The sequence below is a fragment of the Paraburkholderia fungorum genome (assembly GCF_046026025.1).
Classification (GTDB): Bacteria; Pseudomonadota; Gammaproteobacteria; order Burkholderiales; family Burkholderiaceae; genus Paraburkholderia; species Paraburkholderia fungorum_E.
Genome location: NZ_JAQQFL010000040.1, coordinates 1 through 24878, shown reverse-complemented (window position 1 = coordinate 24878; position 24878 = coordinate 1). Strand labels below are relative to the sequence as shown.

Annotated in this window: 28 protein-coding genes and 2 tRNA genes; 19 read left to right on the top strand and 11 right to left on the bottom strand. The window is 62.4% G+C overall.

Annotated elements, in window-relative coordinates; genetic code table 11:
• Window positions 1–376 precede the first annotated feature (376 nt).
• Window positions 377–453, bottom strand: a tRNA-Met gene (locus tag PQR67_RS32345).
• A gap of 272 nt (window positions 454–725) precedes the next feature.
• Between PQR67_RS32345 and PQR67_RS32340 the strand changes: the two genes are divergently transcribed.
• Together PQR67_RS32340 and PQR67_RS32335 are read left to right on the top strand one after the other, a co-directional pair.
• Window positions 726–1223, top strand: a complete 498-nt coding sequence (locus PQR67_RS32340; RefSeq protein WP_408466876.1) for a heme-degrading domain-containing protein — start codon at window positions 726–728, stop codon at window positions 1221–1223.
• A gap of 10 nt (window positions 1224–1233) precedes the next feature.
• Window positions 1234–1566, top strand: coding sequence for a DMT family transporter (locus PQR67_RS32335; RefSeq protein ID WP_408466875.1), 333 nt, complete (start codon window positions 1234–1236; stop codon window positions 1564–1566).
• Window positions 1567–1621: 55 nt separating this feature from the next.
• Here PQR67_RS32335 and PQR67_RS32330 read toward each other — a convergent pair whose 3' ends face one another.
• Both PQR67_RS32330 and PQR67_RS32325 read right to left on the bottom strand, forming a co-directional pair.
• Entirely contained in the window at window positions 1622–2005 is a 384-nt protein-coding gene (locus tag PQR67_RS32330) for a hypothetical protein (protein WP_408466874.1), read from the bottom strand.
• A 68-nt stretch (window positions 2006–2073) separates the two neighbouring features.
• On the bottom strand, window positions 2074–2265 hold the full coding sequence (locus tag PQR67_RS32325; protein WP_408466926.1) for a hypothetical protein: 192 nt from the start codon (window positions 2263–2265) through the stop codon (window positions 2074–2076).
• 343 nt (window positions 2266–2608) lie between these two features.
• Between PQR67_RS32325 and PQR67_RS32320 the strand changes: the two genes are divergently transcribed.
• Window positions 2609–2893, top strand: coding sequence for a DUF1488 family protein (locus PQR67_RS32320; protein ID WP_408466873.1), 285 nt, complete (start codon window positions 2609–2611; stop codon window positions 2891–2893).
• A 107-nt stretch (window positions 2894–3000) separates the two neighbouring features.
• On the opposite strand, the gene PQR67_RS32315 is transcribed toward PQR67_RS32320, so the two are convergent.
• Window positions 3001–4011, bottom strand: coding sequence for an NAD-dependent epimerase/dehydratase family protein (locus PQR67_RS32315; RefSeq protein WP_408466872.1), 1011 nt, complete (start codon window positions 4009–4011; stop codon window positions 3001–3003).
• A gap of 134 nt (window positions 4012–4145) precedes the next feature.
• Here PQR67_RS32315 and PQR67_RS32310 point away from each other — a divergent pair, with 134 nt between their 5' ends.
• Together PQR67_RS32310 and PQR67_RS32305 are read left to right on the top strand one after the other, a co-directional pair.
• On the top strand, window positions 4146–5129 hold the full coding sequence (locus PQR67_RS32310; protein WP_408466871.1) for a TetR/AcrR family transcriptional regulator: 984 nt from the start codon (window positions 4146–4148) through the stop codon (window positions 5127–5129).
• Window positions 5130–5175: 46 nt separating this feature from the next.
• Complete coding sequence (locus PQR67_RS32305; protein WP_408466870.1) at window positions 5176–6312, top strand: enoyl-CoA hydratase/isomerase family protein; 1137 nt, start codon at window positions 5176–5178, stop codon at window positions 6310–6312.
• A gap of 87 nt (window positions 6313–6399) precedes the next feature.
• On the opposite strand, the gene PQR67_RS32300 is transcribed toward PQR67_RS32305, so the two are convergent.
• Entirely contained in the window at window positions 6400–6825 is a 426-nt protein-coding gene (locus tag PQR67_RS32300) for a hypothetical protein (RefSeq protein WP_408466869.1), read from the bottom strand.
• A gap of 603 nt (window positions 6826–7428) precedes the next feature.
• On the opposite strand from PQR67_RS32300, the gene ssuD reads away from it, so the two are divergent.
• From ssuD to PQR67_RS32265, 7 genes are all read left to right on the top strand, one after another.
• Window positions 7429–8589, top strand: coding sequence for an FMNH2-dependent alkanesulfonate monooxygenase (gene ssuD, locus PQR67_RS32295; protein WP_408466868.1), 1161 nt, complete (start codon window positions 7429–7431; stop codon window positions 8587–8589).
• Between the two features lie 55 nt (window positions 8590–8644).
• Window positions 8645–9559 (top strand): aliphatic sulfonate ABC transporter permease SsuC, encoded by a 915-nt coding sequence (gene ssuC / locus PQR67_RS32290; protein WP_408466867.1) that lies wholly within the window; start codon window positions 8645–8647, stop codon window positions 9557–9559.
• On the top strand, window positions 9556–10566 hold the full coding sequence (locus PQR67_RS32285; RefSeq protein ID WP_408466866.1) for an ATP-binding cassette domain-containing protein: 1011 nt from the start codon (window positions 9556–9558) through the stop codon (window positions 10564–10566). The genes ssuC and PQR67_RS32285 overlap by 4 nt, the downstream gene beginning before the upstream one ends.
• Window positions 10567–10613: 47 nt before the next feature.
• Window positions 10614–10829, top strand: coding sequence for a TOBE domain-containing protein (locus tag PQR67_RS32280; protein ID WP_028198179.1), 216 nt, complete (start codon window positions 10614–10616; stop codon window positions 10827–10829).
• Window positions 10830–11016: 187 nt separating this feature from the next.
• On the top strand, window positions 11017–11214 hold the full coding sequence (locus PQR67_RS32275) for a hypothetical protein (RefSeq protein WP_120343981.1): 198 nt from the start codon (window positions 11017–11019) through the stop codon (window positions 11212–11214).
• Window positions 11215–11326: 112 nt separating this feature from the next.
• Window positions 11327–11569, top strand: a complete 243-nt coding sequence (locus tag PQR67_RS32270) for a DUF6566 family protein (protein ID WP_408466865.1) — start codon at window positions 11327–11329, stop codon at window positions 11567–11569.
• Window positions 11570–11640: 71 nt separating this feature from the next.
• Complete coding sequence (locus PQR67_RS32265) at window positions 11641–12021, top strand: glyoxalase superfamily protein (protein ID WP_408466864.1); 381 nt, start codon at window positions 11641–11643, stop codon at window positions 12019–12021.
• Window positions 12022–12168: 147 nt separating this feature from the next.
• On the opposite strand, the gene PQR67_RS32260 is transcribed toward PQR67_RS32265, so the two are convergent.
• On the bottom strand, window positions 12169–12438 hold the full coding sequence (locus PQR67_RS32260) for a hypothetical protein (RefSeq protein WP_408466863.1): 270 nt from the start codon (window positions 12436–12438) through the stop codon (window positions 12169–12171).
• A 508-nt stretch (window positions 12439–12946) separates the two neighbouring features.
• Here PQR67_RS32260 and PQR67_RS32255 point away from each other — a divergent pair.
• Both PQR67_RS32255 and PQR67_RS32250 read left to right on the top strand, forming a co-directional pair.
• A complete protein-coding gene (locus PQR67_RS32255; RefSeq protein ID WP_408466862.1) occupies window positions 12947–13132 on the top strand; it encodes a type II toxin-antitoxin system HicA family toxin in 186 nt (61 codons plus the stop codon).
• Window positions 13133–13215: 83 nt separating this feature from the next.
• Entirely contained in the window at window positions 13216–13635 is a 420-nt protein-coding gene (locus PQR67_RS32250) for a type II toxin-antitoxin system HicB family antitoxin (protein WP_408466861.1), read from the top strand.
• A gap of 160 nt (window positions 13636–13795) precedes the next feature.
• On the opposite strand, the gene PQR67_RS32245 is transcribed toward PQR67_RS32250, so the two are convergent.
• The 5 genes from PQR67_RS32245 to PQR67_RS32225 form a co-directional block, all read right to left on the bottom strand.
• Window positions 13796–13871, bottom strand: a tRNA-His gene (locus tag PQR67_RS32245).
• Between the two features lie 103 nt (window positions 13872–13974).
• Window positions 13975–14976 (bottom strand): tRNA dihydrouridine(20/20a) synthase DusA, encoded by a 1002-nt coding sequence (dusA, locus tag PQR67_RS32240; protein ID WP_408466860.1) that lies wholly within the window; start codon window positions 14974–14976, stop codon window positions 13975–13977.
• 96 nt (window positions 14977–15072) lie between these two features.
• Window positions 15073–16473, bottom strand: coding sequence for an efflux transporter outer membrane subunit (locus PQR67_RS32235; protein WP_408466859.1), 1401 nt, complete (start codon window positions 16471–16473; stop codon window positions 15073–15075).
• Between the two features lie 4 nt (window positions 16474–16477).
• Entirely contained in the window at window positions 16478–18490 is a 2013-nt protein-coding gene (locus PQR67_RS32230; RefSeq protein ID WP_408466858.1) for a MacB family efflux pump subunit, read from the bottom strand.
• Window positions 18484–19671, bottom strand: a complete 1188-nt coding sequence (locus tag PQR67_RS32225; RefSeq protein WP_408466857.1) for an efflux RND transporter periplasmic adaptor subunit — start codon at window positions 19669–19671, stop codon at window positions 18484–18486. Before PQR67_RS32225 ends, PQR67_RS32230 begins: the two co-directional genes overlap by 7 nt.
• A gap of 478 nt (window positions 19672–20149) precedes the next feature.
• On the opposite strand from PQR67_RS32225, the gene PQR67_RS32220 reads away from it, so the two are divergent.
• The 5 genes from PQR67_RS32220 to PQR67_RS32200 all read left to right on the top strand — a co-directional run.
• Window positions 20150–20392 (top strand): MbtH family protein, encoded by a 243-nt coding sequence (locus PQR67_RS32220; RefSeq protein WP_408466856.1) that lies wholly within the window; start codon window positions 20150–20152, stop codon window positions 20390–20392.
• An 11-nt stretch (window positions 20393–20403) separates the two neighbouring features.
• Complete coding sequence (locus PQR67_RS32215) at window positions 20404–21183, top strand: thioesterase II family protein (protein WP_408466855.1); 780 nt, start codon at window positions 20404–20406, stop codon at window positions 21181–21183.
• A 51-nt stretch (window positions 21184–21234) separates the two neighbouring features.
• Entirely contained in the window at window positions 21235–22770 is a 1536-nt protein-coding gene (locus PQR67_RS32210; protein WP_408466854.1) for a cupin domain-containing protein, read from the top strand.
• A gap of 267 nt (window positions 22771–23037) precedes the next feature.
• A complete protein-coding gene (locus PQR67_RS32205; protein WP_408466853.1) occupies window positions 23038–24090 on the top strand; it encodes a YqcI/YcgG family protein in 1053 nt (350 codons plus the stop codon).
• 109 nt (window positions 24091–24199) lie between these two features.
• Window positions 24200–24878 (top strand): condensation domain-containing protein (locus PQR67_RS32200; RefSeq protein ID WP_408466852.1); only part of this gene is annotated, 679 nt, incomplete at its 3' end.

Below are 24878 nucleotides of genomic sequence, written 5' to 3'. Positions count from 1 at the left end.
ATATTCCGCTGCTCGGACGCCCGTCGATGCGGGTGCCGGTTGCTGCCGTCGAGGAAGCATGCGGATCTGTTTGGAGTCCGGATCAATGGGAGCCGGCAGGGATGACGAGGTGCGCGCGTAGAGGCTATGGCGTCGAGCGTGGCCCGCTCGGCAGCGTCTGGGGTGCGTTTGGTTTGGGGTGCGCTTGCGCGGCGGCGAAAAGGAGCACGGGAAGAATGCGTGCGAATGCGTACGATTCGGCGTACAGAACGAGCACAGCTCGCGCGGCGCGGAGAACGAGAATAAGTAAGCAGCAGAGGCAGAAAACAAAAAAGGCCTGCCGGTTGGGCAAGCCTTTGATGTTGTTTCGACGTTTCGAACCGTGCTAAACGCTGCTTGGTTGCGGGGGTAGGATTTGAACCTACGACCTTCGGGTTATGAGCCCGACGAGCTGCCAGACTGCTCCACCCCGCGTCCGTCGAAGAAAAGATTATAGAACAAAGCAGCAGCCCACGCAATAGCTATTTAAGAACCGGCTTCAATACGCGCCACGCCACGCTTCACGCCAATCCGGCGCAGCCTCCCAGGCGCGATACGCTCCGACGTCGCGGCGCGCATTGCGGGTGTCGCATACCAGAAGGCTCCCGTAAGGCGCTGCGCTAGAATCCAGGTTCTCCGCGCGGCGCCCGGATGCAGGATGCGGATGCAACGGCCTGCGTTTCACTTCTCACCTTGCTCTGAACTCCATGGATATCGCTCACGATCTACAGTTGATTGCCGCTCAGGAACACACACTGGTGTTCCCGCAATTCGATGCCGACCGCGCATGGCAGATCGGCGCGTTTCTGCACGAACTGGCCAAGGCGCGCGGCATCGCAGCCGCCATCGACGTACGCACGTTCGGTCAGCCGCTGTTCTTCAGCTTGCTCGACGGCGCGACGCCGGACAATGTCGACTGGGCGCGTCGCAAGGGCAACACCGTCGCGCATTTTCGGCGCAGTTCGTACGCGATTGGTTTGAAGATGCAGCAGGCCGGCAGCACGCTCGCCGACAAGCACGCGTTGCCGGCTACGGAGTATGCGTCTCACGGCGGCGCGTTTCCATTGACGGTAGCGGGCGCCGGCGTGATCGGCTCGATCACGGTATCCGGCTTGCCGCAGCGCGCGGATCACGAACTGGTGGTGGAAGCGCTGTGTGCCCACCTCGGCCATGACTACAGCAAGCTCGCGCTTGCAAAGGCCTGACGCGATGCGGATGCCTCCTTATGCACTGCTCGCCATTGCGATCGTTGCCGAAGTCATCGCGACCTCCGCCATGCGGGCCTCGGAAGGTTTCTCGCGGCTGTTGCCCGCAACGGTCGTGGTGATCGGTTACGGCATCGCCTTCTATTGCCTGTCGCTCACGCTCAAGAGTATTCCGGTGGGCATCGTCTACGCGGTGTGGTCCGGCGCCGGCATTGTGCTGATTACGCTGGTCGCGGTCGTGTTGTACCGGCAAGTGCCCGACGTGCCGGCCATCATCGGGCTCGGGCTGATCATTGCCGGGGTCGCCGTGCTGAACATGTTTTCGAAGATGCAGGCGCATTGATCACGCGCCCAGGGTATTCGCACTGAGCATTCGCCCTGAGTATTTGCACTGAGCGTTACTTGCAGCGCACGATCATCGAGCGGTTTTTCACGTTGGCCGAGACGACGTTCGTGATGCTGCCGCCTGCCGCGCCGCCTTCGTCGTTGTCTTTCGACACGATGTCGTAGCCGGTCGCGCCACATGCCTTGCCGGCCTGCACGTAGCAGGAGGCCCAACTGGAAGCGGCGTCGGCGCCGCTGCAGTTCACCGCAAAGCCGGTCTGGCCGTTAGGCAGATTGATCAGCGAGGTGGTATTCGACGATGCGCAGCCGCTCAGACCCGCGCCGAACAGTACAGCCGCGGGCAGGGCGGCGAACAGCGACGCCTTGCGGACCAGAACAAACGCGGCGCTGCCCGCTCGGAAGCGGACGGAGCGACGCAGTTGCGTCATGAAATGCATCGTGATGTTTCCTTTCAAATGGGGTTCGAGACTCGCCAGCCACACGCGAGGTGTGCCCTTGAGCGAGGCTAAGGCATTTCGATCGTGATGCCCGCCGCGCCAACCCGTTGACGACTTTTCGTGCCATTTTCGGTCGCCGCGTCTTCCCAGATGCTAATGGCGTCCGGAATGTCGATACCGTGGCTTTCGGCGTAAGCAAACCATCTGGTTGCCGCATCAGGCTCGGGCAGTTCGTGGTTCTGCAGAAAATATTTTCCCATATTGCGCTCGTTGAACTCGAAATAGTGCCGCTGCGTCGGCATGGAGCACGCCTGTGAACCGGTTCGACAGAGGCAGGCGGCACAAGTGCAATCCGCGTGTCGATTCGCATGCGGAGTTGACTGTTCGACGTGCGTGACATCGGATGAAAGGGCTAAGGGCTAAGGGCGAAGGGCGAAGGGCGAAGGGCGAAGGGCGAAGGGCGAAGGGCGAAGGGTGCGGGGCGACGGGCGCTGGACCGCGATCTAGCCGCGCGAGTACAGGCGCGAGTACCATAGCGGGCAGGTTCGGGCGACGGTTTTCCCGGTCCTCCCTTTTGTGCCGGATACTTCTGATGAGGCGACCATGGAAATTCGGTTTCCCGCGGATGCGCCTGCTTACCGCGACTCCAATCTGACGGTTGTGTTTCCTGCGCTCGTGGACGGCGAATCTGTGCCGTGCGCGATCTCGGTCGAGGCGCTCGAGGATCACTTCGGTGCCTATTCAGAGGATCTCGAAGGCTGGATGCGCGCGTTCGATGCCGGGCGTCCGCGTATCGAGGCGGTTGCACGCGAACATTTGCAGCTCAGCAATGGCACGCCCGTGCTGCTCAAGAGCGGCCATTTCCCGCCAGGCAATGTGGCGGCTTGATCCGGCTGGTCCGGATGATTCGCTGCTGCATGGCGCTGCTGCATAGATAACGGGCTTCAATTCCTCTCGTTTGTGAAACCCGGATTGCGGAACGCGCCATCCCACAGTCAGGCTGTTTTCGCGCGGTCCCGGTGCGTGTCCGCGCTTGCCGACGCCGCCTCGCGCGCGGCGTCGAACGAGCGGCGAATCCCTTCCTCGTAGGACGTCTTTGCGATCGGGCCGATCAGCTTCGTCAATGCGGCATCGTCCAGCACAACCGGCTCGGTCATCAGGTAATTCATCTCCACCAGCTCGCGCATCAGCGGATTGAAAAGACCGAGCATGCGCAGCGTCGTCTTGCCGGCGACCATCAGCTTCGGCTCGCGGCCCGCCAGTGCATACGCCTGTCTCGCCACTTCACGCTGCGTGATCGTGCCCGTGCCGGCCAGGTGCCACCAGCGGCCGTATGCGTCGGGTGTGCGCGTGAGTTTCTCCACCACGGGGCCGATATCCGGCAGGTAGATGAATTCGTGCGGCACATCCACCGGCCCGATCATCTGCGCGCGCTTGCCGTGCGCGGCCGCCTCGAATACGCCATTGATCAGACTGCGTTCGATGCCGGGGCCGTAGAAATCCGGCAGGCGCAGCACCAGCGTCGACAGGCGGCTCGACCCGCTGGCGCGCCCGTGTGCCGCCAGCACCAGTTTTTCCTGCTCGAGCCGCATCTTGCCTTTGAACGTATGGGGTTCACGCGGATGATCTTCGCGGATCGGATTGCTGCGCGCCCGGCCATACGGATACACGGTCCCGATCAGGATGAAGCGCTCGACACCCGCCGCCGTCACGCCGGCGAGCGTTTTTTCCATGAGCGGCGGATGGGCGGCGAACTGATCGTAGGGCACGCCCACCAGATAGATCACGGTCTGCAAACCGGCTGCCGCCGCGCTGATCGAAGCCGGGTCGTCCGGATTCCACGTGACGATTTCCGCATGCGGGTCGTGGCCGAAAGCCGCTTCGAGCGGCGCGCGCGAGCGGCCAATCACCCGGTAGTCACGGCCCGCGGCGCTCAACGCGGCCGCGATAATTTGACCTGCCGCACCCGCGGCGCCGAATAAACCCACTTTTCCCAAAGCTTGCATGACGACTCCTGATGGTGGCGCCATATCGCGCCCGGATATTGCTGACTGATTGACGAGAATTTAATGAACGGTGTTCAGTAAACAGTGTTCAGTTTAATTTGACTTTTCAGTTTGTCAACCGGAAAATGTTTGTCATGGGAATCGTCGAACGAAAAAACCGTCAGAAGCAGGCGCTACGCGAGCGCATCCTCGATGCAGCGCGGCGCATTGTGATGCGCGAAGGCTTTGCCGCGCTGTCAATGCGCAAGATTGCGGACGCCATCGAGTATTCGCCCGCCACGCTGTACCTTCACTTCGCAAGCCGCGATGAGATCGCCCGCGCGTTGTGTGCGGAGGGCTATGCGCAATTGCTGGAGACGTTCGTGCCGCTTGCGCAGATTGCCGATCCGACCGCCCGGTTGAAGGCGGTCGGGCGCGCTTATGTGGCATTCGGTGTCGCGCATCCGGAAACCTACCGTCTGATCTTCATGGAAGACCCGAGCTACACGGGCGCGGCGCTGAGCGGCGCGGCCGCTGTACTGGCGGGTGCTCCGGTGGATGCGCAGGTGCAGGCTGGGGCGGCGGACGAAACCGTGGAGATCGCCGCGGCAGGAACGCCAGTCGTGGCTTCTGCTGCGCCCGGCAACGTGGCTGTCGCGGGTGTCGCGGGCGTTGAACCGGCAAAACCAGCCGATCCGGACGCTGCCGCCTTGTACGTCATGATCTCCGCGATCGAAGAGTTGAAAGGGTTGGGGCGCTTGCCGGCATCGATGGAAGTCGGCGTGTGGGCGGAAGCTTTCTGGGCGACCCTGCACGGCATCGTCGCGCTCAACCTCACATGTCCGGTGTTCCCGACCGCGCCGCTGGACACCGTGGTGGGTATCGCGCTCGATGCCTGGCTGGGGGCGCAAGAGGCTGGGCAACCGCAAGGCGCTACGAGCGCATCCCGGCCGCGGAAGAAGAAGTCTGCTGAAGCGCCGCGTGAATCGTCCGCCGGGGCGGCAGTCAACGCGGCCGGCAATGTTGGCGGCAACGCGGGCAACAATGCGACCGGCAACGTGGACGGCAGCACGGGCGACAAACCGGCCAGCAACGCGGAGACCCAACCCGCCACCAGGCGCAAAGCGCCGAGCGCGTGATAACGTTCAGTTCCGATTCATTTTGCGCCATCGCGCCTGGCTCTCCATGTCCATTTCCGCCTCACCCGCTGTCAGCGACGAAGTCGCGACCTACGTAGCCAACCGCATCGGTTTCATCGAACTGGAAAGGCCGAAGGCGCTCAACGCGCTGTCCACCGGCATGATTCGCGCGATGCACGCGGCGCTCGATCAGTGGCGCGAAAATCCCGACGTGCTGGCCGTGGTGGTGCGCAGCGGGCATCCGCGCGCGTTTTGCGCGGGCGGCGATATCCGCTTTCTATACGAGTCGGCGCAGCGTGGCGGGCAGGACGCGCGTGATGCGTTTTTCACCGAGGAATACCGGCTCAATCACGCGATCTTCACCTACCCGAAGCCGTACATCGCGTTGATGAACGGCGTCGTGATGGGCGGCGGCATGGGGATTTCACAGGGCGCGCATCGTACCGGCGGCCTGCGGGTGGTGACGAATTCGACGAAGATGGCGATGCCCGAGACCCGCATCGGCCTCTTTCCCGATGTCGGCGCAAGCTGGTTTCTGGCGCGCACGCCGGGCGCGCTCGGCCGTTATCTGGCGGTCACCGGCGAGACGATCGGCGCCGCCGACGCGCTCTACGCAGGTCTCGCCGACGCCTACATCGACGACACGGCCTTGCCGGCGCTGGTCGACACGCTGCGCACCGAACTGTTCGAACGTGGCGCGGACGTGGTGGCGTGTATCGAGCGCGAGACCGCTGCGCATCAGGTCGCGCCGCAGCCCGATGCCGCGCCGCTCGCGAGCATACGTGCGTTGATCGACCGGCATTTCGCCTTGCCCGAGGTGGCGCGAATTCTCGCTTCGCTGGAGCAGGAACGCGAGCAGGGTGGCGACGCCGCCGAGTGGGCCGAGCAGACGATAGGTGTGTTGCGCGAACGTTCGCCGCTGTCGATGGCTGTATCGCTGGAAGTGGTGACGCGTGCCGAGGGTTCGATGGCGGACGTGTTGCGCGGCGATCTCGATCTGACGCGCACGAGCTTTGAGCAGGGCGACACGATCGAAGGGATTCGCGCGCGCATCATCGACAAGGACAACGCGCCGCGCTGGCGTTTTGCGCGCATTGAAGACGTGGGCGCCGCCGATGTGGCGAAGATGTTCCAAAGCCCGTGGCCGGCAAACGAACACCCGTTACGCGATTTGCGGTCTTGAGCGAGACGGGGCAGCAGCGATAACGCCCCAGCAGGACCCATGCCGGTCGCCAGACCGGCATAAGCTCGCGAGCAGGACGCAAGGCGCTCAGTCTTCGTCTTCGCTCGCCATGAACGCGCGCATGAACACCAGCGCGCCCCAGCCCCACATCGCGTTCGCCGCGAAACCCACCGCGAGACGCGGCAGCATGTTGCCGCTCGGCCAGATGCCGCGCAGCGGATCGACCACGAACACGCTCGCCGCCGTCAAGGCAATGCCGCCGAATACGAAGGCGGGCACCCATGGCGCGCGCCGCTCGGGCGCCACGCGCAACAGCCATGCCATCAGCACCGCCCAGAACGCGCTCCAGATTGCGTTGGCGATGAACTCGGGCAGCCCGAGCGGTAAAAACGGCGCGGTCGAAAAACCGGTTGGGTCGATCAGCCCGGCCGCGTGCAGCAGCGCCAGGGTCGATTCATGAAAGAACAGGGAAGCCAGGAAGCCGGAGACGAACGGCAGGATGAGTTTTTGCATGCATTGCACCGCGAGAGCTCAGGCGGCGTGGTTTGCGCGGCCTGCATCGGATTATTGGAAACGTGGCGCCATTATATAGAGGGGCAACCCGCTTCCAGCGTGGGTAAGCTGCAACATCCGTATGCTTTAGCGTCGGGCTAATCACGAAAGTGGAAAACCTAAGCTAAAAAAAATCGTTCAAAAGCCGGGCCCCGATCCATAGACTGTTTCTCCATACAGACGGCGTTTGCCGCCGTCGCCTGCTTAAACCTGTTTCAGTCTGTTTTTCAGCCTGTTTAATCGAGCGCATCACGCGCACGTTTGGTCGAGGGAAGCCGTCGCGATGTCCTGCCTGATGCCGATCTTCAATTACCCCATGACGCACGCGCGCTCGTGGCTGTGCTGTCGGAACTAATCCGCGCCTCACTGCCGTATTTCAGTCCTTTCTTGCGTTTGCATCCCCGGCTCTCGTGCCGGATGGCTGCGCGCGGCTAGTGGCGCACGGCTAGTGGCGCACGGCTGGTGGCGCGCGACCAGCGACGCGCGCGCTTTCGCCCGACGCAGCGTCCCTCGTCGTGACACACGTCTCCATTTAATCCAGTTTCGAACAAGCAGGAGCAGCAAATGAATGTGTTCTGGTTCATTCCGACTCACGGCGACAGCCGCTATCTCGGTACGTCCCAAGGCGCACGCGCAGCCGATTACGACTACTTCCAGCAGATCGCCGTCGCCGCCGATACGCTCGGCTACGAGGGCGTGCTGCTGCCGACCGGCCGCTCGTGCGAAGACGCATGGGTGGTCGCGTCGAGCCTGATTGCCGCGACCAAACGTCTGAAGTTTCTGGTGGCGATCCGTCCGGGGATTTCGTCGCCGGGTCTGGCGGCGCGCATGGCGGCGACCTTCGACCGGCTGTCGAATGGACGTCTCTTGATCAATGTCGTGACCGGCGGCGATTCGGCCGAACTGGAAGGCGACGGCGTATTCGTCGATCACGACACGCGCTATGAAATCACCGACGAGTTCCTGCATATCTGGCGCAAGCTGCTCACCGCCGCGCATACCAACGATGCGATCGATTTCGAGGGCAAGCATCTGACCTCGAAAGGCGGCAAGGCGCTGTACCCGCCGGTGCAGAACCCGCATCCGCCGCTGTGGTTCGGCGGCTCGTCGGCGGCTGCGCACGACATCGCGGGCGATCACATCGACACGTATCTGACGTGGGGCGAGCCGCCCGCGGCCGTCGCGAAGAAGATCGCCGACATTCGCGCCCGTGCCGAAGCGCGGGGCCGCACGATCAAGTTCGGCATTCGCCTGCACGTCATCGTGCGCGAGACCGAGGAAGAGGCATGGGCCGCCGCGGACAAGCTGATCAGCAAGCTCGACGACGAAACCATTTCGCGTGCACAGGCTTCGTTCTCGAAGATGGATTCCGAAGGACAGCGCCGCATGGCCGCATTGCACGGCGGCAAGCGCGGCGGGCGCGCCGAACTCGAGGTTTATCCGAACCTGTGGGCGGGCGTGGGGCTGGTGCGCGGCGGCGCGGGGACGGCGCTGGTCGGCAATCCCGAACAGGTGGCGGCGCTGATGAACGAATACGCGGCGCTCGGCATCGACACGTTCATCCTGTCCGGCTATCCGCATCTCGAAGAGTCGTACCGCTTCGCCGAACTGGTGTTCCCGTTGCTGCCGGGCCGTCAGATCAAGACCGCGGGCGGTCCGCTGTCGGGTCCGTTCGGCGAGATCGTCGGCAACAATTATCTGCCGAAAGCGGCGAGTTCGAGCTGAGCGCATCGCTCGGTTCGGCAAGAACGCTTAACGGTTAAGCAATGAGGACATCATCATGGCTCAATCCACTGTGAGCGCGGAACAGGGCTCGCACACCGGTGTGCGCGTCGAGGTCGATGCGCACGCGAACGCGAGTGCAGGCGCCAATGCGGACGTGAAAACACGTGCGCGTTCAAGCGCGAGTCTCGCGGTCTTGCGTCGCATCGGTGCGCATCTTGCGCCGTGGCTCGCGCCGCTGGCGATTCTGCTGGCATGGGAATTCGCGGCGCGCAGCGGCATTCTCTCGACACGCGTGCTACCCGAACCGCTCGCGGTCGTGAAGGCCGCATGGTCGCTGATCCAGTCCGGCGAAATGTGGGCCGACGTGAAGGTCAGCACATGGCGAGCGGTGTCGGGGTTTGCGATCGGCGGCGGCATCGGACTCGTGCTCGGCCTCGCAACGGGGCTGTTCAAACCCGTCGAAGTCGCGCTCGATTCGACCGTACAGATGGTCCGCAACATTCCCGCGCTGGCGATGATCCCGCTCGTGATCCTGTGGTTCGGTATCGAGGAAGAGGCAAAGGTATTTCTCGTCGCGTTGGGTGTGTTTTTCCCGATCTACGTGAACACGTTCCACGGCATCCGCTCGGTCGATGCCAATCTGATCGAAATGGCGCGCAGTTACGGCGTGAAGGGTTTTTCGCTCTACCGGCACGTGGTCCTACCCGGCGCGTTGCCGTCGATTCTGGTCGGCGTGCGTTTCGCCTTCGGGCTGATGTGGGTGACCTTGATCGTTGCCGAAACCATTTCCGCGCAGTCCGGCATCGGCTACATGACGATGAACGCACGCGAATTCCTGCAAACCGATGTGGTGGTGGTCGGCATCCTGCTGTACGCGGGGCTCGGCAAACTCGCCGACGTGCTGGCCAAGAGTCTCGAGCGCGTGTCGCTGCGTTGGCATCCGGCCTATCAACGAGGAGCGAAAGTATGAGCGCAACCACCTTGGCGGCGTCGTTCGGCGGCATCGCGGGCAGCGATCTCGAGGCCGAACTGGCGCAACCGCGCACCATCGATCACGACACGGATGAGGCCGCCGGCTTCGATCGGGCCGATCCCTCGCATGATCGCCAACGCGATCAGCGCGTGGGCATCGTACCCTCGGCGACGGGCGCATCCGCTCGCAACGACGCGCGCCGCTCCGCCGATTATTCAGTCGAGTTGCGCGGCGTCGGCAAGCAGTACGGCGAGCGCAAGGTGTTGTCCGATTTTGATCTGTCGATCGAGCGCGGCAGCTTTGTCGCCATCGTCGGGCGCAGCGGCTGCGGGAAATCGACCTTGCTGCGCCTCGTCGCGGGTCTGGAAAAGGCCACCTCGGGCGTGCTCGAAAAGCGTACCGAAGACGGCCGGCCGCTGGACACTCGCATCATGTTCCAGGACGCGCGGCTCTTGCCCTGGAAGAGCGTGCTGCAAAACGTCATGCTCGGCCTCGGCCGCAGTGCGCGTGAGGATGCGCGCGCCGTGCTCGCCGAAGTCGGTTTGCTGGAGCGCGCCAACGACTGGCCCGCGCAGCTTTCCGGCGGTCAGCGTCAGCGGGTGGCGCTGGCGCGTGCGCTGGTGCATCGGCCGCAATTGCTGCTGTTGGACGAACCGCTCGGCGCGCTCGACGCGCTGACGCGCATCGAAATGCACGCGCTGATCGAACGGCTGTGGCGCGAACATCAATTTACCGCGCTGCTGGTGACGCACGACGTGCATGAAGCCGTCGCGCTGGGCGACCGGATTCTGCTGATCGAAGACGGGCGCATCGCGCTCGATCAGCCGGTGCCGCTGACGCGTCCGCGGGCGCGTGCATCGGCCGGTTTCGCCGCGCTGGAAGAACATGTGTTGCAACGCGTACTGAAGACGGCGCCGAATGACGACGCGCTGTCCCATCGCGCTTACGACACACGTGACGAGGGCCGCCTCACGCGGCCGACAGACGTCCGCTGGGCCGTCTGACATCCCTTGACTGACCGTTTTCAATCGCTTTTCTGGAGTCACCCGATATGACCATTTCCGCAATCAACGTACGCAATCAGTTCAAAGGCAAGGTCAAGGAAATCATCCGCGGACCGGTAGTGTCCGAGGTCGATGTGGACACGCCCTTCGGCATCGTCACCTCGGTGATTACCACGCGTTCGGTCGACGAACTGGACCTGAAGGTCGGCTCGGAGGTGGTCGCGCTCGTGAAGTCGACCGAGGTGTCGATCGCGCGTCTGTAAGTCCTGCTGCACCGTTCACGCCTTTCCCCACCGCTTGCACCTATGCACCGTCGTGCGCGCCAACGCTATTTCGCGTTGGCCGCACGGGTGACCTTCCCCGGGGCACGTAACGCCCCTATCTCGACACGCCCCTGCGTTCGGCCGCGAAACTTGCTACGATAAATTCAGCATCACGACGGAGACGGCCATGTCGAAGTCATTAAGCCCTGAAGCGGTTGAAGCTTTGCGGCGCCTGAACGATGTCGGCGTTGGACAGCCCGTGCCAAAGTTTGCGCAGTCCGTCGCGGCGGAACTGCTGGCGAACGGGCTTGCCGCCGAAGTGGGCAGCGGCGAAGTCGAGATTACCGTTAGCGGCCGGCAGTACCTTTCTGGCGATTGCGACTAGTCGTCGGATGCAGGCTTGCCAGTCAATACTTCGTGCCGTAACGACGGCCCGGCGGACGGGTGTGGCCGCGCGGAATTTCACCCTGGGCACGGAACCCCGCAAGGAGGCGATCATGGAGCCGAAGGGCCTCGACATGGGCGACTATCAGGAGCGCTATCAGGACTACGACATCGAAGTCGCGGTCGAACAGGTGCTGAGCGGCGTGAAGGCGCATTTTCGGGTGTTGCGCGATGACGCGGTGTTGGTCGACTGGCGGCTCGTCCACATCGACACCTTATGGTCCACCGAGCGTGCCGCGGCGCAGGCGGGCTTCAAGGCGGCGCGCGAAACGATCGATGCCGGTCTCACCGGATAACCGTAGACGCCGGAACCCGCAAGTTCATTCGATTAAGCTGACGGTTTCACATCGACTTGTTGGGGACCGCAATGCACCTGGCGCGCGCTATTCCAATCATCCGTATTTTTTCTGAAGAGAAGGCCAGAGAGTTTTACGTGGACTTTCTCGGCTTCACCGTCGACTGGGAACACCGCTTCGAGGCCAATTTCCCGCTCTACGCGCAGGTGCGCCGTTCCGACCTGATTTTGCACTTGAGCGAGCATCATGGCGACGCGACGCCGGGCTCGACGATTTTCGTGCCGATGCAGGGCATCGACGCGTTGCATGCCGAACTGCAGCGCAAAGACTACAAGTACGGCAAACCGGGCGTTGAAGAGGTGCCGTGGGGGAAAGTGCTGGAGACGGTCGATCCGTTCGGTAACCGAATCCGGTTCTGCGAATCGCCGGAAGGGGAGCAGGGACAGGCGTGACGAAGCAAGGGTCGGGGCTCGATGTCGCGGGCGCGGCGGCTGCTGCCGTCGCACGGTAAACGGAACTGGGCGCCGGCATGCATTGCTGCATGCGCGGCGCCCAGTTCGGCTGCCGTCTTGTGAACGGCAGCCTTCAACAGCGACAGATTAGTGGCCGAAGAAAACCGATTGCGGACCCGACGAAGCCGGTGCACGCGTACCCGATTGCGACGACACGGTGTTCACGCCACCGTATGCATTCGATTCGGCGTTAGCACGTTCAGCTGCGACGGTTTGCGCGCTTTGACCTTGTTGCGAAGCCGGCGCGCCAACTGCCGGACGATAGAACGGTGCCGGGCCGTAGCCGCTAGCGAATGCGGGAGCAGCGATCGAGGCAGAAACAGCAACCAGCAGGGCGGCGATGAGCTTGGTCTTCATGGTGTGACTCCGATAAGTTTCGATTTCATTTCAGGAAGGCGTCGCAGGAGCCGGTAGGGGTGTGTCTGCAACGTCGATGGAAGGCAGTGTATACCCCTACTATTGAAAATTTGTACCGATAATCTGAAATTACTATTCTCGCCACTGAAATAATCCGCCAAACGTATATACGGCGGGCGTCAGCGATGGTCTGACCCCGCCGGCCAAGCGGTTTTTGCGGCTGAAAACCGGGTTGGCGGGGCGGTTATGGTGGTTTCTGATGTCGCCCTAGCCCGGTTCGACGCTACGGGTGTCGGCAGTCAGCATTGCACTTGCACTGACTTGCACCGCAGTGCCGCCTCATGGGCGCAGCGCCTGCTGGTGCGTCTTGCGCCTATTGCCTCGCGGCAATTTCCGTTTACGCCTTTTTACATCTCGTTTAATACAACTTAAGTGTTGTGTTTTTGGTTTTTTGGGTACAACATTTGTGTTGTAATTTCCCTCGTCTTGCTCAAACAAGAGGAGGAACATGAAGTACAGCGAGTTTAGGAAGTGGCTGAGGAAGCAAGGTGCGACATTCGAAAAGCACAGGAGCGGTTCAAGTCACTACCGGGTTACGCTCAACGGCAAGACAACTATCTTTCCGGATCACGGCGCCAGAGAAATGGGTACCCATCTCGTCGCGGCGATCAAGAGGCAGCTTGGTATCAATTGAATGAGCAGGAGAGGCCGAGAGGGCCTCTTCCGATACTCGCGAGCTTTGTGTTTTGCCTGAGGCAGTCCCACTGGAGAATCGTAATGTTGTCGTACCCCATCGAGCTGACGCCGGATTCCAATGGCACGCTCCTCGTCACGTTTCCGGACGTGCCTGAAGCGATCACCGTTGGAGAGAACGAAGATGATGCATCCGTGCAAGCCCTTGACGCATTGGAGGCTGCGCTTGAGATCTACTTTTCGGAGAAGCGGTCCATCCCATTGCCGTCCAGGGCAAAGCGCGGCCAGCGCGTCATAACGCTTCCTGCGCTCGTAACTTCGAAGGTTTTGCTTGCAAACGAGATGCTGCTGCAGAACGTACGTAAGGCGGAGTTGGCGCGCCGATTGAAGGTCAATCAGGTGCAGGTCGATCGTCTTTTGAATTTCCGTCATTCATCGAAGATCGAGATGGTCGAGTCCGCGTTTGCTGTTCTTGGCAGACGCCTTGAAGTGAGGCTGGCTTGATCGACTGACTCTTTCCCAATTGAAAACCCCGCTTCGGCGGGGTTTTGTTTTGAGGCGTTGGCGTGACGACGTGTTTCCCGATGAGTCGCAATGCAAAAACAAAAACGGCGTTGTGATTTCTCACAACGCCGTTTGATCAAACTTTTACTGCTTGAATTCTTGGGGTGGCTGATGGGGCTCGAACCCACGACAACAGGAATCACAATCCTGGACTCTACCAACTGAGCTACAGCCACCACTGACATCTGCTTGACTTGCTAAGCGACTCATTGCTGAGAAACTTGGCTCGCCGATGAAGAAACGAGATTATACGAACAAGAATCCCGTTTGCCTAGTCCTTTATTCAAAAATTCCGACGGGCTCACGCAGATGCTGTCTTGCTTCGTCGAAGATGCCCAGATCGCGTGCCGCCAGACGTTTGCTATCTGACAACACACGACGCCATCCACGTGCGCCGGCTTCCCCGCGATAGAGGCCAAGCGCATGGCGCGTGATCGCACCAAGGTACGTGCCGCGCGCCATTTCAGCCGCGCAGTATTCGATCAGCTTCGCCTCGACCTGTTCGCGCGTGAGTGGTGCATCCGTCGCGCCATAGAAGCGTGCATCGACATCGGCCAGCACATAAGGGTTGTGATAAGCCTCGCGCCCGAGCATCACACCGTCGACGTGCTGGAGATGCGTCTCCACTTCATCGAGCGTCTTGATGCCGCCATTGATGATGATCTCCAGATGCGGGAAGTCGCGCTTCAACTGATACGCGTAGTCGTATTTGAGCGGCGGAATCTCGCGGTTTTCTTTCGGACTCAAGCCCTTGAGAATCGCATTGCGCGCATGCACGACGAACACGTTGCAACCGGCGTCCGCGATCGTGCCGACGAAGTCGCGCACGAAACCATATTCCTCGACCGCATCGACGCCGATCCGGTGCTTGACCGTCACCGGTATTGAAACGGCATCGCGCATTGCCTTCACGCAATCGGCGACGAGTTGCGGCTCGTTCATCAGACAAGCGCCGAACGCACCGCGCTGCACGCGCTCGGACGGGCAGCCGCAGTTCAGATTGATCTCGTCATAGCCCCATTGCTCGCCCAACCGGGCTGACCGCGCGAGGTCTGCAGGCTCGCTGCCGCCGAGTTGCAAGGCAACCGGCGCTTCGTGGGGCGTGAACGCCAGATGGCGCGGCACATCGCCGTGCAGCAACGCGCCGGTCGTGACCATTTCGGTGTAGAGCCACGTATGGCGCGATATCACGCGATGCAGCGAGCGGCAGTGACGATCGGTCCAGTCCATCATCGGCGCGACGGATACGCGGCGCGGACTGGGAGTTTGAGCTGAAGACATGGGGCGGCCAGACGGCTTGAATCAAAACCCGATTTTACCGCAAGGCGTAAAACTTCTCGTTCGCGCAGAAGGCCCATCACCCGCCATCACCCACCATCACCCGCTACGATCGCTTCCGGCTTGCGCCCCGTCTTCGCGCCAGCCACCACCCAACGCCCGGAACAGCGCCACCGCGCCCTGCAAACGCGCCAGCCGCAACTGAACGTTCTCATCCTCGGCGCGGTATCGCGTCTGCTGCGCGGCGAGTACGACGAGCAAGGTTTCCGCGCCAGCCCGATACCGGCTCTGCGCCAGTTCAAGGGCGCGTCGCGCCTCCTTAAGTTCTTCGTCCTGCGCCGTGCGTTGCGCATCGACCCCCTGGACCGCATTGAGAGCGCGCTCGACGTCGCCGAACGCGGCGATGATCGCCTGCCGGTAATTGGCGAGCAGTTCTTCTTTCTGCGAGACGGCGAGATCGCGGCCCGCCGCGAGTGATCCGCCACTGAAGATCGGTGCGGTCAATCCCGCGGCGATGCTGTATAGGGAGTTGTCGAACAGCGTACGAATACGGTCGTTACCGAACCCGACTGAACCTGTCAAGGTGACGCCCGGCAGCATCGCGGCACGCGCGGCCGTGATATTCGCACTGGCTGCCTGAAGCTGTGCTTCGGCACGCGCGAGGTCGGGACGCTGAACCAGCAGCGCTGAAGGTACCCCGGCATCCGTGCCCGGGATACGCAGTTCGTCCAGTGCCGTTGTCGAAAGCTGCAGGCGTGAAACCGGAATGCCGAGCAGCACGGCAAGCGTCGCCTGGCTGTCGTTTGCCTGCTGGCCGAGCAGGGTGGCGCTACGGCGCTGCGCGGCGACAACGGCACGCTGCTGGGCAAGATCGATTGGCGTTGCCGCCCCCGCCCTGAACTGCGATTCGACGGTGGCGAGAATCTGCTTTGCAATCCTCAGGTTTTCCTGGGCGATGCCGAATCGTTCGCGCAATGCTACGGTCTGCAACCAGGTGTTGGTGACGTCAGCGTTCACGGTGAGCGCTACGGTGTCACGGTCGAACGTGGAGGCGCGAAGTTTGGCGAGCGCCGCATCGCGAAGCGCACGGTTGCGTCCCCAGAAGTCGAGTTCGTAGCTGGCGGCGAGACCGAGGTCGAAGGCCGTTCCGGCCAACTCGGTGTCGCTGACAAGCAGGCCGCCTTGCTTGCTGCCATCGGCAAAACCCGACACGGTAGGCAGCAGTGCGGCACCCGCGATCCGCGCACTGGCTTGGGCCTGCTCGACGCGCGCAATCGATGCCGCAAGGTCGAAGCTGTTCGTGTCCGCCTGCCTGACAAGGCTGTTCAGTTCGCTATTGCCGAACTCCGTCCACCAGTCTGTCCGGGCCGGGGTGGTGTGCGCAGCGGCGGCCGGTGAATACTGCCATGTCGCGGGCGGGGTGATGCCGCTGTCGACGGGAGCGGGAGTCCCGCATCCGTACAATCCGAGAATGATGAAGCCGGGTATCCAGTGTTTCATCGCTTCACTCGCTTGCCAGTGCGATCACAGGATCGAGGCTTGCGGCCTTGCGGGCCGGCATGAAGCCGAATACCAGTCCGGTCAGTAGCGCGCAGGTGAAGGCGCCGAGAATGGCGCGCACCGAGAAAATGGCGGGAACACTCCAGGCCATCAAGGCTGCGCCGACCATCAGGCCGAAGACAACGCCAAGAACGCCGCCGATGCCGGAAACCAGCGTTGCTTCGGTCAGGAACTGCCGCAGAATGTCGCGCTGGCGTGCGCCGGTTGCAATCCGGATACCGATCTCGCGGGTGCGCTCCCTGACCGTCATGAGCATGATGTTCATCACGCCGATGCCGCCCACGAGCAATGAAATGGCGGCGATCATGCCGAGCATCAGGGTCAGCGTGTTTTGCGTTTCGGTCTGCGCTTTCACCGAGGCTGCACGATTGAATACCTGAAAATCGCGGATATGGTGACTGCCTTCGAGCGTATCGGTGATTTGCTGTGCGGTCTGATCCGCAAGATCGAGTCTGTCGACCAGGACCGAAATCCACGAGAGGTTCGTAGTGCCGAGTATCCGCCGGCCGCCGGTCGAAAACGGCATCAGGACCACGTTGTCGTCGTCGGAATCCCCGGAGGTCGCGCCTTTTTCTTCGAGCTCGCCGATGACCTGAAAGGGGACGTTATTGACGAGTACATAGTGGCTGACGGAATCCGTGTTGCCAAAGAGCTTTTCGCGTACGCGCTTGCCAAGGAGAATCACGGTGGCGAGCTCCTGTTCATCCGTGCCGGTGAAGAAGATGCCGCGGCTGGTCTTCCAGTTCAGCACGCGCGAGGCGTCCTCCGTCACCGCCCACACCGGCACCTGCACGTCGATGTTGCTGTAGCGGACGGTGACGTTGCCCTGGAGAAAGGGCATCGAGGCGGTGACGTTGGGCATCTGCCGAACGAGATCGGCGTCGGCTTCGGAGAGGGTGCCGCCCGGTCCGCGAGGATTGTCGCCGCCCGGTATCACGTACATCCGGTTGGTTCCGAAGCTGGCCATTTTCTCGATCACCTGGTGCTCAGTGCCGGCGCCGATGGCCAGCATGACGATCACCGACGCCACGCCGATGATGATGCCGAGCAGGGTCAACAGGGTGCGGAAGCGGTTGATCCACAGAACCCGCCATGCCGCGCGCAGCGCTTCATGCGTGTCGGCCATGAATGACGCCGTGTGCGCGGCTCCGTCGGCCATCGAGGCGAGAAACGTGCTGGCATCCAGCGAAGCCCGCCCGCTCGATACCGGGCCGCCGGTGGAGTCGGCGATGATCTGGCCGTCGCGGATCTCGATGGTGCGATGCGCGCGCGCGGCGACCTCGCGGTCGTGCGTGATCAGGATGACGGTATGTCCGGCTTCGGCGAGTTCTTCCAGCAGAAGCATGACCTCGGCGCCGCTGCGGGAATCCAGTGCGCCCGTCGGCTCGTCGGCCAGCAGGATGTGGCCGCCGTTCATCAGCGCGCGGCTGATCGAAACGCGCTGCTGCTGTCCGCCGGAAAGCTGACTGGGGCGATGGCCGAGCCGGTCTCCGAGACCCAGGCGTGTGAGCAGCGCTGCCGCGCGCTTTTCGCGCTCGGCGACCGGCACGCCGGAATAGATCGCGGGCACCTCGACATTTTCCCGTGCCGATTCCGTGGCGATCAGGTGATAGCCCTGAAAGACGAATCCGAACGCCTCGCGACGCAGCCAGGCCAGTTCGTCGGCGTTGAAATCCGCGATGTCCTGCCCGGCGAACAGATACCGCCCGGCGCTCGGGCGGTCGAGGCATCCGAGAATGTGCATCAGCGTCGACTTGCCCGAACCCGATGCGCCGACGATCGCGACAAACTCCCCCGCTGCGATGGACAGACTGACGCCGCGCAGCACATCGACCGCCGGCAATGGCTTGCCGTCAGGGCCCTCGGTTTTGCCGCCGTATGACTTGCGGATATCCCGTAGCTCGATCAGTGGGGATGGGCCCGAGCCTGCGGCTGTCGTGCCGTCAACCGCTACCACTGAAATCTCCCGTCGATGGCCCGCGTTCGGCGCACACCGGTGACCAACCGGTCGCCGGCCTTCAGTCCTGCCAGGACCTCGCCGCTGAGGCGGTCATGCACGCCGATCCGCACCTCGCGGGTCACAATGCGCCCATCCAGTGCTACCCGCGCCGTGTAAGCGCCTGGTTGTCCAGCCGTCGACGCCATCGCGGCAAGTGGCGCGACGATCACGTTCCGCGCTTTCGCCGCGACGAAGAAGACCTGAGCGCTCATCTGCGGCATGAGTTGCGCGTCGCCGTTGGCAACGTCGAAAAGCACCGTGTACAGCACCACCTTGCCTGCGGGCTGGGCCGTCGACTGATTGCCTTGCTGGTTGCTATTGGACGAACTGGCCTGGTTCGGCGGCGCGGGCAGGATCTGCCGGACCGTGCCGGTCCAACGGCGCTCGCTCGAACCCAGCGTCGTGAAATAGACCGGCATGCCGGGCTTGACCCGCAAGATGTCGGCTTCGGAAACCTGGGTCCACACCGTCATGGTGGACAGGTCGGCGATCCGCAGTATCGTCGGTGTCTGATAGGTGGCGTTGAGAGTCTGTCCCTCGCGCGCATCGAGCGTGACGACGGTGCCGCTCATCGGCGCATAGATACGCGTATAGCCGAGCTGCGCTTCATCGCCTTTGAGGTTGGACTGCGCGCCATCGATCTGGGCCCGCACGTTGTCGATCGTGGCGCGCGCCGACATCAGCGTGGCGTACGCGGTCTGCAAGTCTTCGTCGCGTGTCGAACCCTCGGATGCCATGCGCCGCTGCCGGTCATACTGCTGTTGCGCGAGTTCGCGCTGGGCCTGGGCGCTGACCAGTTGCGCGCGCAGGCTGGCGAGCGCGGACTGATCGACGTCGACCTTGGCCTGCTGAATGCTGGGATCGACCTCGACCAGCAACTGTCCTTTGCGAACCATGTCGCCAGGCTGGACGTGGATGCGGCGGATTTCCCCCGACGCCTGCGCGCCTATGTCGACATAGCTATGCGGCTGCAGCGTCCCCAGGGCTGTGACACTGGACTCGATATCGCCCCGGCCAATGCTGACTGTATCGACGTGTTCGACGGCCCGAAGGAAAAATGTCCAGACGCCCAGTGCGATCAGCAAGATGAGAATCACAACAATGCCGGTACGTGTATGTCGTCTGGATATTCGTCTCATTGAACGGTTCGGCAGGAGAAGACAACAGTCCGCGCATGACCGCGGACCGTTGACGTGACGCTCGGTTTTCGATGAAAACCCGGTAACGCATTCGTCACGCAGGCTTTCTACTATGCATCCACAGGGTTACCGCGAAGGACCTCGAACACGCAGTGGCCCTAAGTGGGTAAATATCGCCGCGAAGTATAAACGATTCTCATTACGCGACAAGTTACTTGGCATATAGCGATGAAAAAGGGGGAGGGACGCGGTCATGGCGCTTCTTCAGCGTTGTCGGGTCGAGGTCGAAGCGGCGGATCGATTGATACGAAAGTTCGTCAAAAATCTTGACAAGAGGGCTCGCACAGCCTAACTTTCACGGGCGTTTGCGAATGGTTCTCATTTAGAAAATGAAATGAGTTTTGTTGCGTAATGCATAGGACGCTGTCGATTAGTGGAAGGACAGTGTGTGACATGCCGGAAATGACAGGGGGCCGCGATGAGTTGGGATGATGAGAATGCTGAATTCGAGGTAGTGATCAACGCAGAGGAACAGTATTCGATCTGGCCGGGCTACAAGCAGATACCAGGCGGCTGGCGGGCGGTGGGTAAGCAGGGGAAGAAGGCTGAGTGCCTCGCTTACATCGAGGAGCACTGGACCGACATGCGGCCGGCCAGCTTGCGCCGGGCAATGGATGGCAGTGGCGCGGCGCCGGAAGCTGCGCAGCCGCAAGCGCATTAAGGATCGTCGGTATGACCCGGCCCGTTGGTTCCAGCCGCACCGTAACGTTGTTCTGTCTGCCTTATGCAGGCGGCAACGCTACGATTTACCGTGAGTGGCCCTCACGTCTGCCGGCCTGGATCAGGCTGGCGCCGCTGCATATACCGGGCCGTGGCGTACGTCGCAATATGCAGCCGATACACCGGTGGCCTGAACTGCTGGCGTTGCTTGTCGAGGACATGCGGCCTCATCTGAACGAGCCGTTTGCAATCTTTGGCCATAGCATGGGCGCGCTCATCGGAATCGAACTCGCCCATGCGGTCAGGGCCGGCTATGGCGTTTCGCCAGTGTGGTTTGGCGCGTCGGCCTGCACGGCCCCATCGCGGCGGGAACGGGAGCTACATTGGTTGAGTTGTCCTGACGAAACGTTCATCGACGAAGTGCGCTCGCTCAACGGCATGCCTGACGAACTGCTCGAAAACCGCGAGTTCATGGAGCTTGTGCTGCCGTTTCTGCGGGCCGATTTTCATCTGTGCGGGTCATACGAATACCGCTCGCGCGTGCCGCTTCACTGCCCCGTGCATGCTTTCACGGGCGCCGTCGATCCGATTCTCGACGACGACCCGCAGAGCGTGTCCGCGTGGTCGCGGGAAACGACTGGCGAGTTTCAGTTGACGTCGCTCGACGCGGATCACTTTTTTATCAACACGCACCGCGATGCGGTGATCGAGCTCGTGAGCGACAGCCTGTGTCGCGCGACCGGAGCACACGTGCAGCGCGGCACGCCGGAACGGCGCGTCGCGGCCGCCTGACGAAGCCACGTCATCGACACACAATCAATGTGCGTTTCATGGAGATTCTGCGTGGACAAGCAAACTCTGCTTTTTGATTTTTCGCCGTACCTTGATCAGCGAGACGAGATACTTCCGTTGATCAAGGAATTTGCCGCGCACGATGGTTTTCGCAGCGCGGCGGTCGAGGAGCTCGAACTGGACGACGATTTTTATCGCCGTCCGTTGCGCCCGGAAGACCTCGATTTCCTGCTGTTCAAGAAGCCGATCCGGGCCGAAACGGTGAGCCGTCTGCCGTCGCTCGCATCGCAACGATTGCTGCTGACGCTCAACGAAGCCGGTATCGCACGCCTGCCGCGCAGCGTCGACGCCGACGAATTCGCGCGCTTCGACGGCTATTACAGCGAGCGCAATCAGGTGCTCGGCGCCCGCATCCGGCCGTTTCTCGAGAACTACGCGTTCACGTTTGTCGGCGATGAAGCGTCGTCCCAGCACGACGCGCACGCATACCGGGCAAGTCTCCACGAACTGATCGACGCGGAAAGCGCGTTCTGGCGCGATGCTTTTGGCACGCTGATGCGCAACGACTATCTGCCCGAGGGCCTGCGCTTCGTGATGATCCAGCGCTGGAGCCTCGCGCCGTCTCGCCATGTCGCGGTTGGGCGCGCGGTGGCGTCGGGCTATTTCGATGCGATCGGTAGTGCGAACTGTCCCATCCTCGATGACGCCGCCAATGATGCGTCGCTTGCGCGCGTCGCTGGATTTACCGGCCTCACGCGCCGGGAACATTCGTACTGGCAGTTCTACCTGCCGACCAGCCTCGCGAAAGTGAACCTGCTGTATGCCCTCGGCTCGCGGCCCGACCGTGCGTTCGCGCTGCTGGGCGCAGCGTTCGCCGCCGAAGCCGAAGCGCTGGCGTTTTCGATGGCGCTGGCCGAAGCCTGTCCCCATCTGGTCGCGCCGTCGCCGCGCGGCGCGGCGCATGCGAGTGGGGACCGGGATGCAAACCGGGATGCAAGCGCCAACGTCGGCGCCGATCCGCTTGCATCGCTCGTTGCCCGTTTCGACGCCGCGCTCGCTCAGCTCGAAGCGCGTTACGGCGCGCAAGGGCGGTATCGCTTTGGCCAGGGCTGGGGCGCTGCCGTCAAGCTCGCAAGTCGCGCGCGTTGGGACCTCGGCGAACAACTGCGCTGGCTGTCGTCGATCGACCAGTACGTGCGCTTTGCCAAAGGCATCGATCAGCGTATCAACGCCGAACGGCCCGATATCGATCGCGAAACCTTCGTCGAGCCGCGCGAAATGTGTTCGACGACGCATGTGCATAACGATCACCGGTTGGTCGTCATCGAAAGCGGCGACATGATTTTCTGGGGCAACGTCGGCATGCAGTTGCAAATGACGCGCGGCGACATGGTGCTGATTCCCGATGGCCGTCTGCACGGTTCGACCGTGACGTCCGCCGAGTGCACCTATCACCAGCCGATCATCCCCGACGAATGGATCGCCGAATTGCCGCCCGATACGCGGCCGGTGCCGGCCAACGCCGGCACGGCACCCGTCGCTAGAACCCCCACGGAGACGGCCGCTGCAATCGCCGTGACGTCATGAGCTGAGCTTATGACCTGATGCGATAGCGTGCCGCGCGGATGGGCAAGCCGGCACGGCAAGACTCGCATTTTTCGTTTTACCCGACACCCTCGACGGATGCGTTCGCGCACGCCGGAGGGCCTCTGTTTGCGTGCGATTTCTGCACGCAGGCGCGTCGACCGGCTCAGTGGACCGGGCGGAGATGCGCGGAGCCTGATGCACAACGGCAGCACAACGGCATAACGCCATATGCAAAACACCATGTCTGAGTCTTCATTGGAGAGGGCCATGCCCGCTGAGATCGATGACCAACAGCAGGACCCGGCAGCACGCGGCGTGAGCGACTGGCGCTCACGCACGATTCTCGGCGCGCAGCTCGGGCTCACCGATGTGCCCGCGTGGTTGCCGGAGTCGTATGCGACCTTGCGCGACCAGGTGATGCACCCGGAGTATCCGTGTTTCTTCGGCACGATTGCCGAGCGGCGCGGCGAGATGTTCTATGCGTTCGTCAACGAGAAGGACACCAGCACGCTGCCCGCGACGATGGCGACCTTCGCGGCGCTCGCGTCGCGTGCCGAGTACCGGCGCAACAACATCGCGATTTTCTTCGAGCCGGATGCCGAGCCTTTGTCGCACGACGAGTATCACGATCTGTTCTGGGACACCCTGCAATTTCTGCATGATCAGGACCCCGATCCGGAAGCGGACCACCAGCCCGATCCGTCGCACGAGGAGTGGGAGTTTTCGTTCGGCGGCATCCAGATGTTCGTGGTGTGCGCGTGTCCGTCGTTTGCTCAGCGCCATAGCCGCAATCTCGGTCCCGGCATGGTGCTGCTGTTCCAGCCTCGCGCGGTGTTCGTCGACACCATCACGAACAAGGTGATCGGGCGTCAGGCGCGCAATCAGGTGCGCGAACGTCTGCGTCGTTGGGACGACGTTCCGCCACATCCGGATCTCGGCTTCTACGGCGACGCGGGCAATCTCGAATGGAAGCAGTACTTCCTCGACGATCTCGATGTTGCAGCGGTGGACGCCTGTCCGTTCCTGAGCCGGCGCGCGCGCAATGCGGCGCAGGCGAAGGCGGAAGTCAAGGTGGATGCGAAGACCGACATGCCGCCTGTTGCGGCGAGTCATGCGACAGCGCAAACGCATCCTGGTCAGGCAGCGACCCAGCACAGCAGCGCGACTGCATCGCGCACGCTCCAGCGGCCCTCCGCGGAAGTAACGGACGTAGCGGACGTGGCGGACATGACGGACGTAGCGGACATGACGGACGTAGCGGACGCGGACGATGCAACTGATGAAGTACAGCGCCGGCAGCCGGTCGAACCGACGCGCTGAGCGCGCGGCACCTGAAGAGCGGCTGCAAAAAACACACTGCCGACCCGCTTCGATAGCGGTTCGGCACGGATATCAGATCGGCTTGTGAAGCCGGTCCACGAGGGCAAAGATGAGCGAGACGATGAACGGAATGGCCGACGAAATGCTGGCGATATCGAAGGCTTATGCCGGATTGCCGGCGCCGAAGCGCGAGGTATTTCGCGCGCGTCTCGCTGAACGGGGCATCCCCGCCGGCCGTCTGCCGATCGTGCCGCTTACGCCGCGCGGCGAGCGTTTTCCGCTGTCGTACGCGCAGGAGCGGTTGTGGTTCCTGTGGCGACTGGAGCCGGATAGTGCGAGCTACAACATGGTATCGGCGGTCCGTTTCGACGGGCGACTCGATATCGAGTCCGCGCAGAGGGCCCTGGGTCATCTCGCGGCGCGTCACGAGTCGCTGCGATGCCACTTCGAGGACGTTGACGGTACGCCATGGCAGGTGATCGACGACACGCCGTATGAGTGGGCGGAATACGATCTGGCATCGACATCGACATCGACATCGACATCGACATCGACATCGACATCGACATCGACATCGACATCGGACACGGACACCCGCCTGAAGTCGTTGCTGTCGGACCTGTCGCGCCGGCCATTCGATCTGGAGCATGGCGCGCTGCTGCGGGTGTCGCTGGTGCGCGTCGCACCAGACGAGCACGTGCTGCACTTCGCGATGCATCACATCGTCTCGGACGCGTGGTCGATCGGGGTGCTGACGCGTGAATTCGCCACGCTGTACCAGGCGCTCG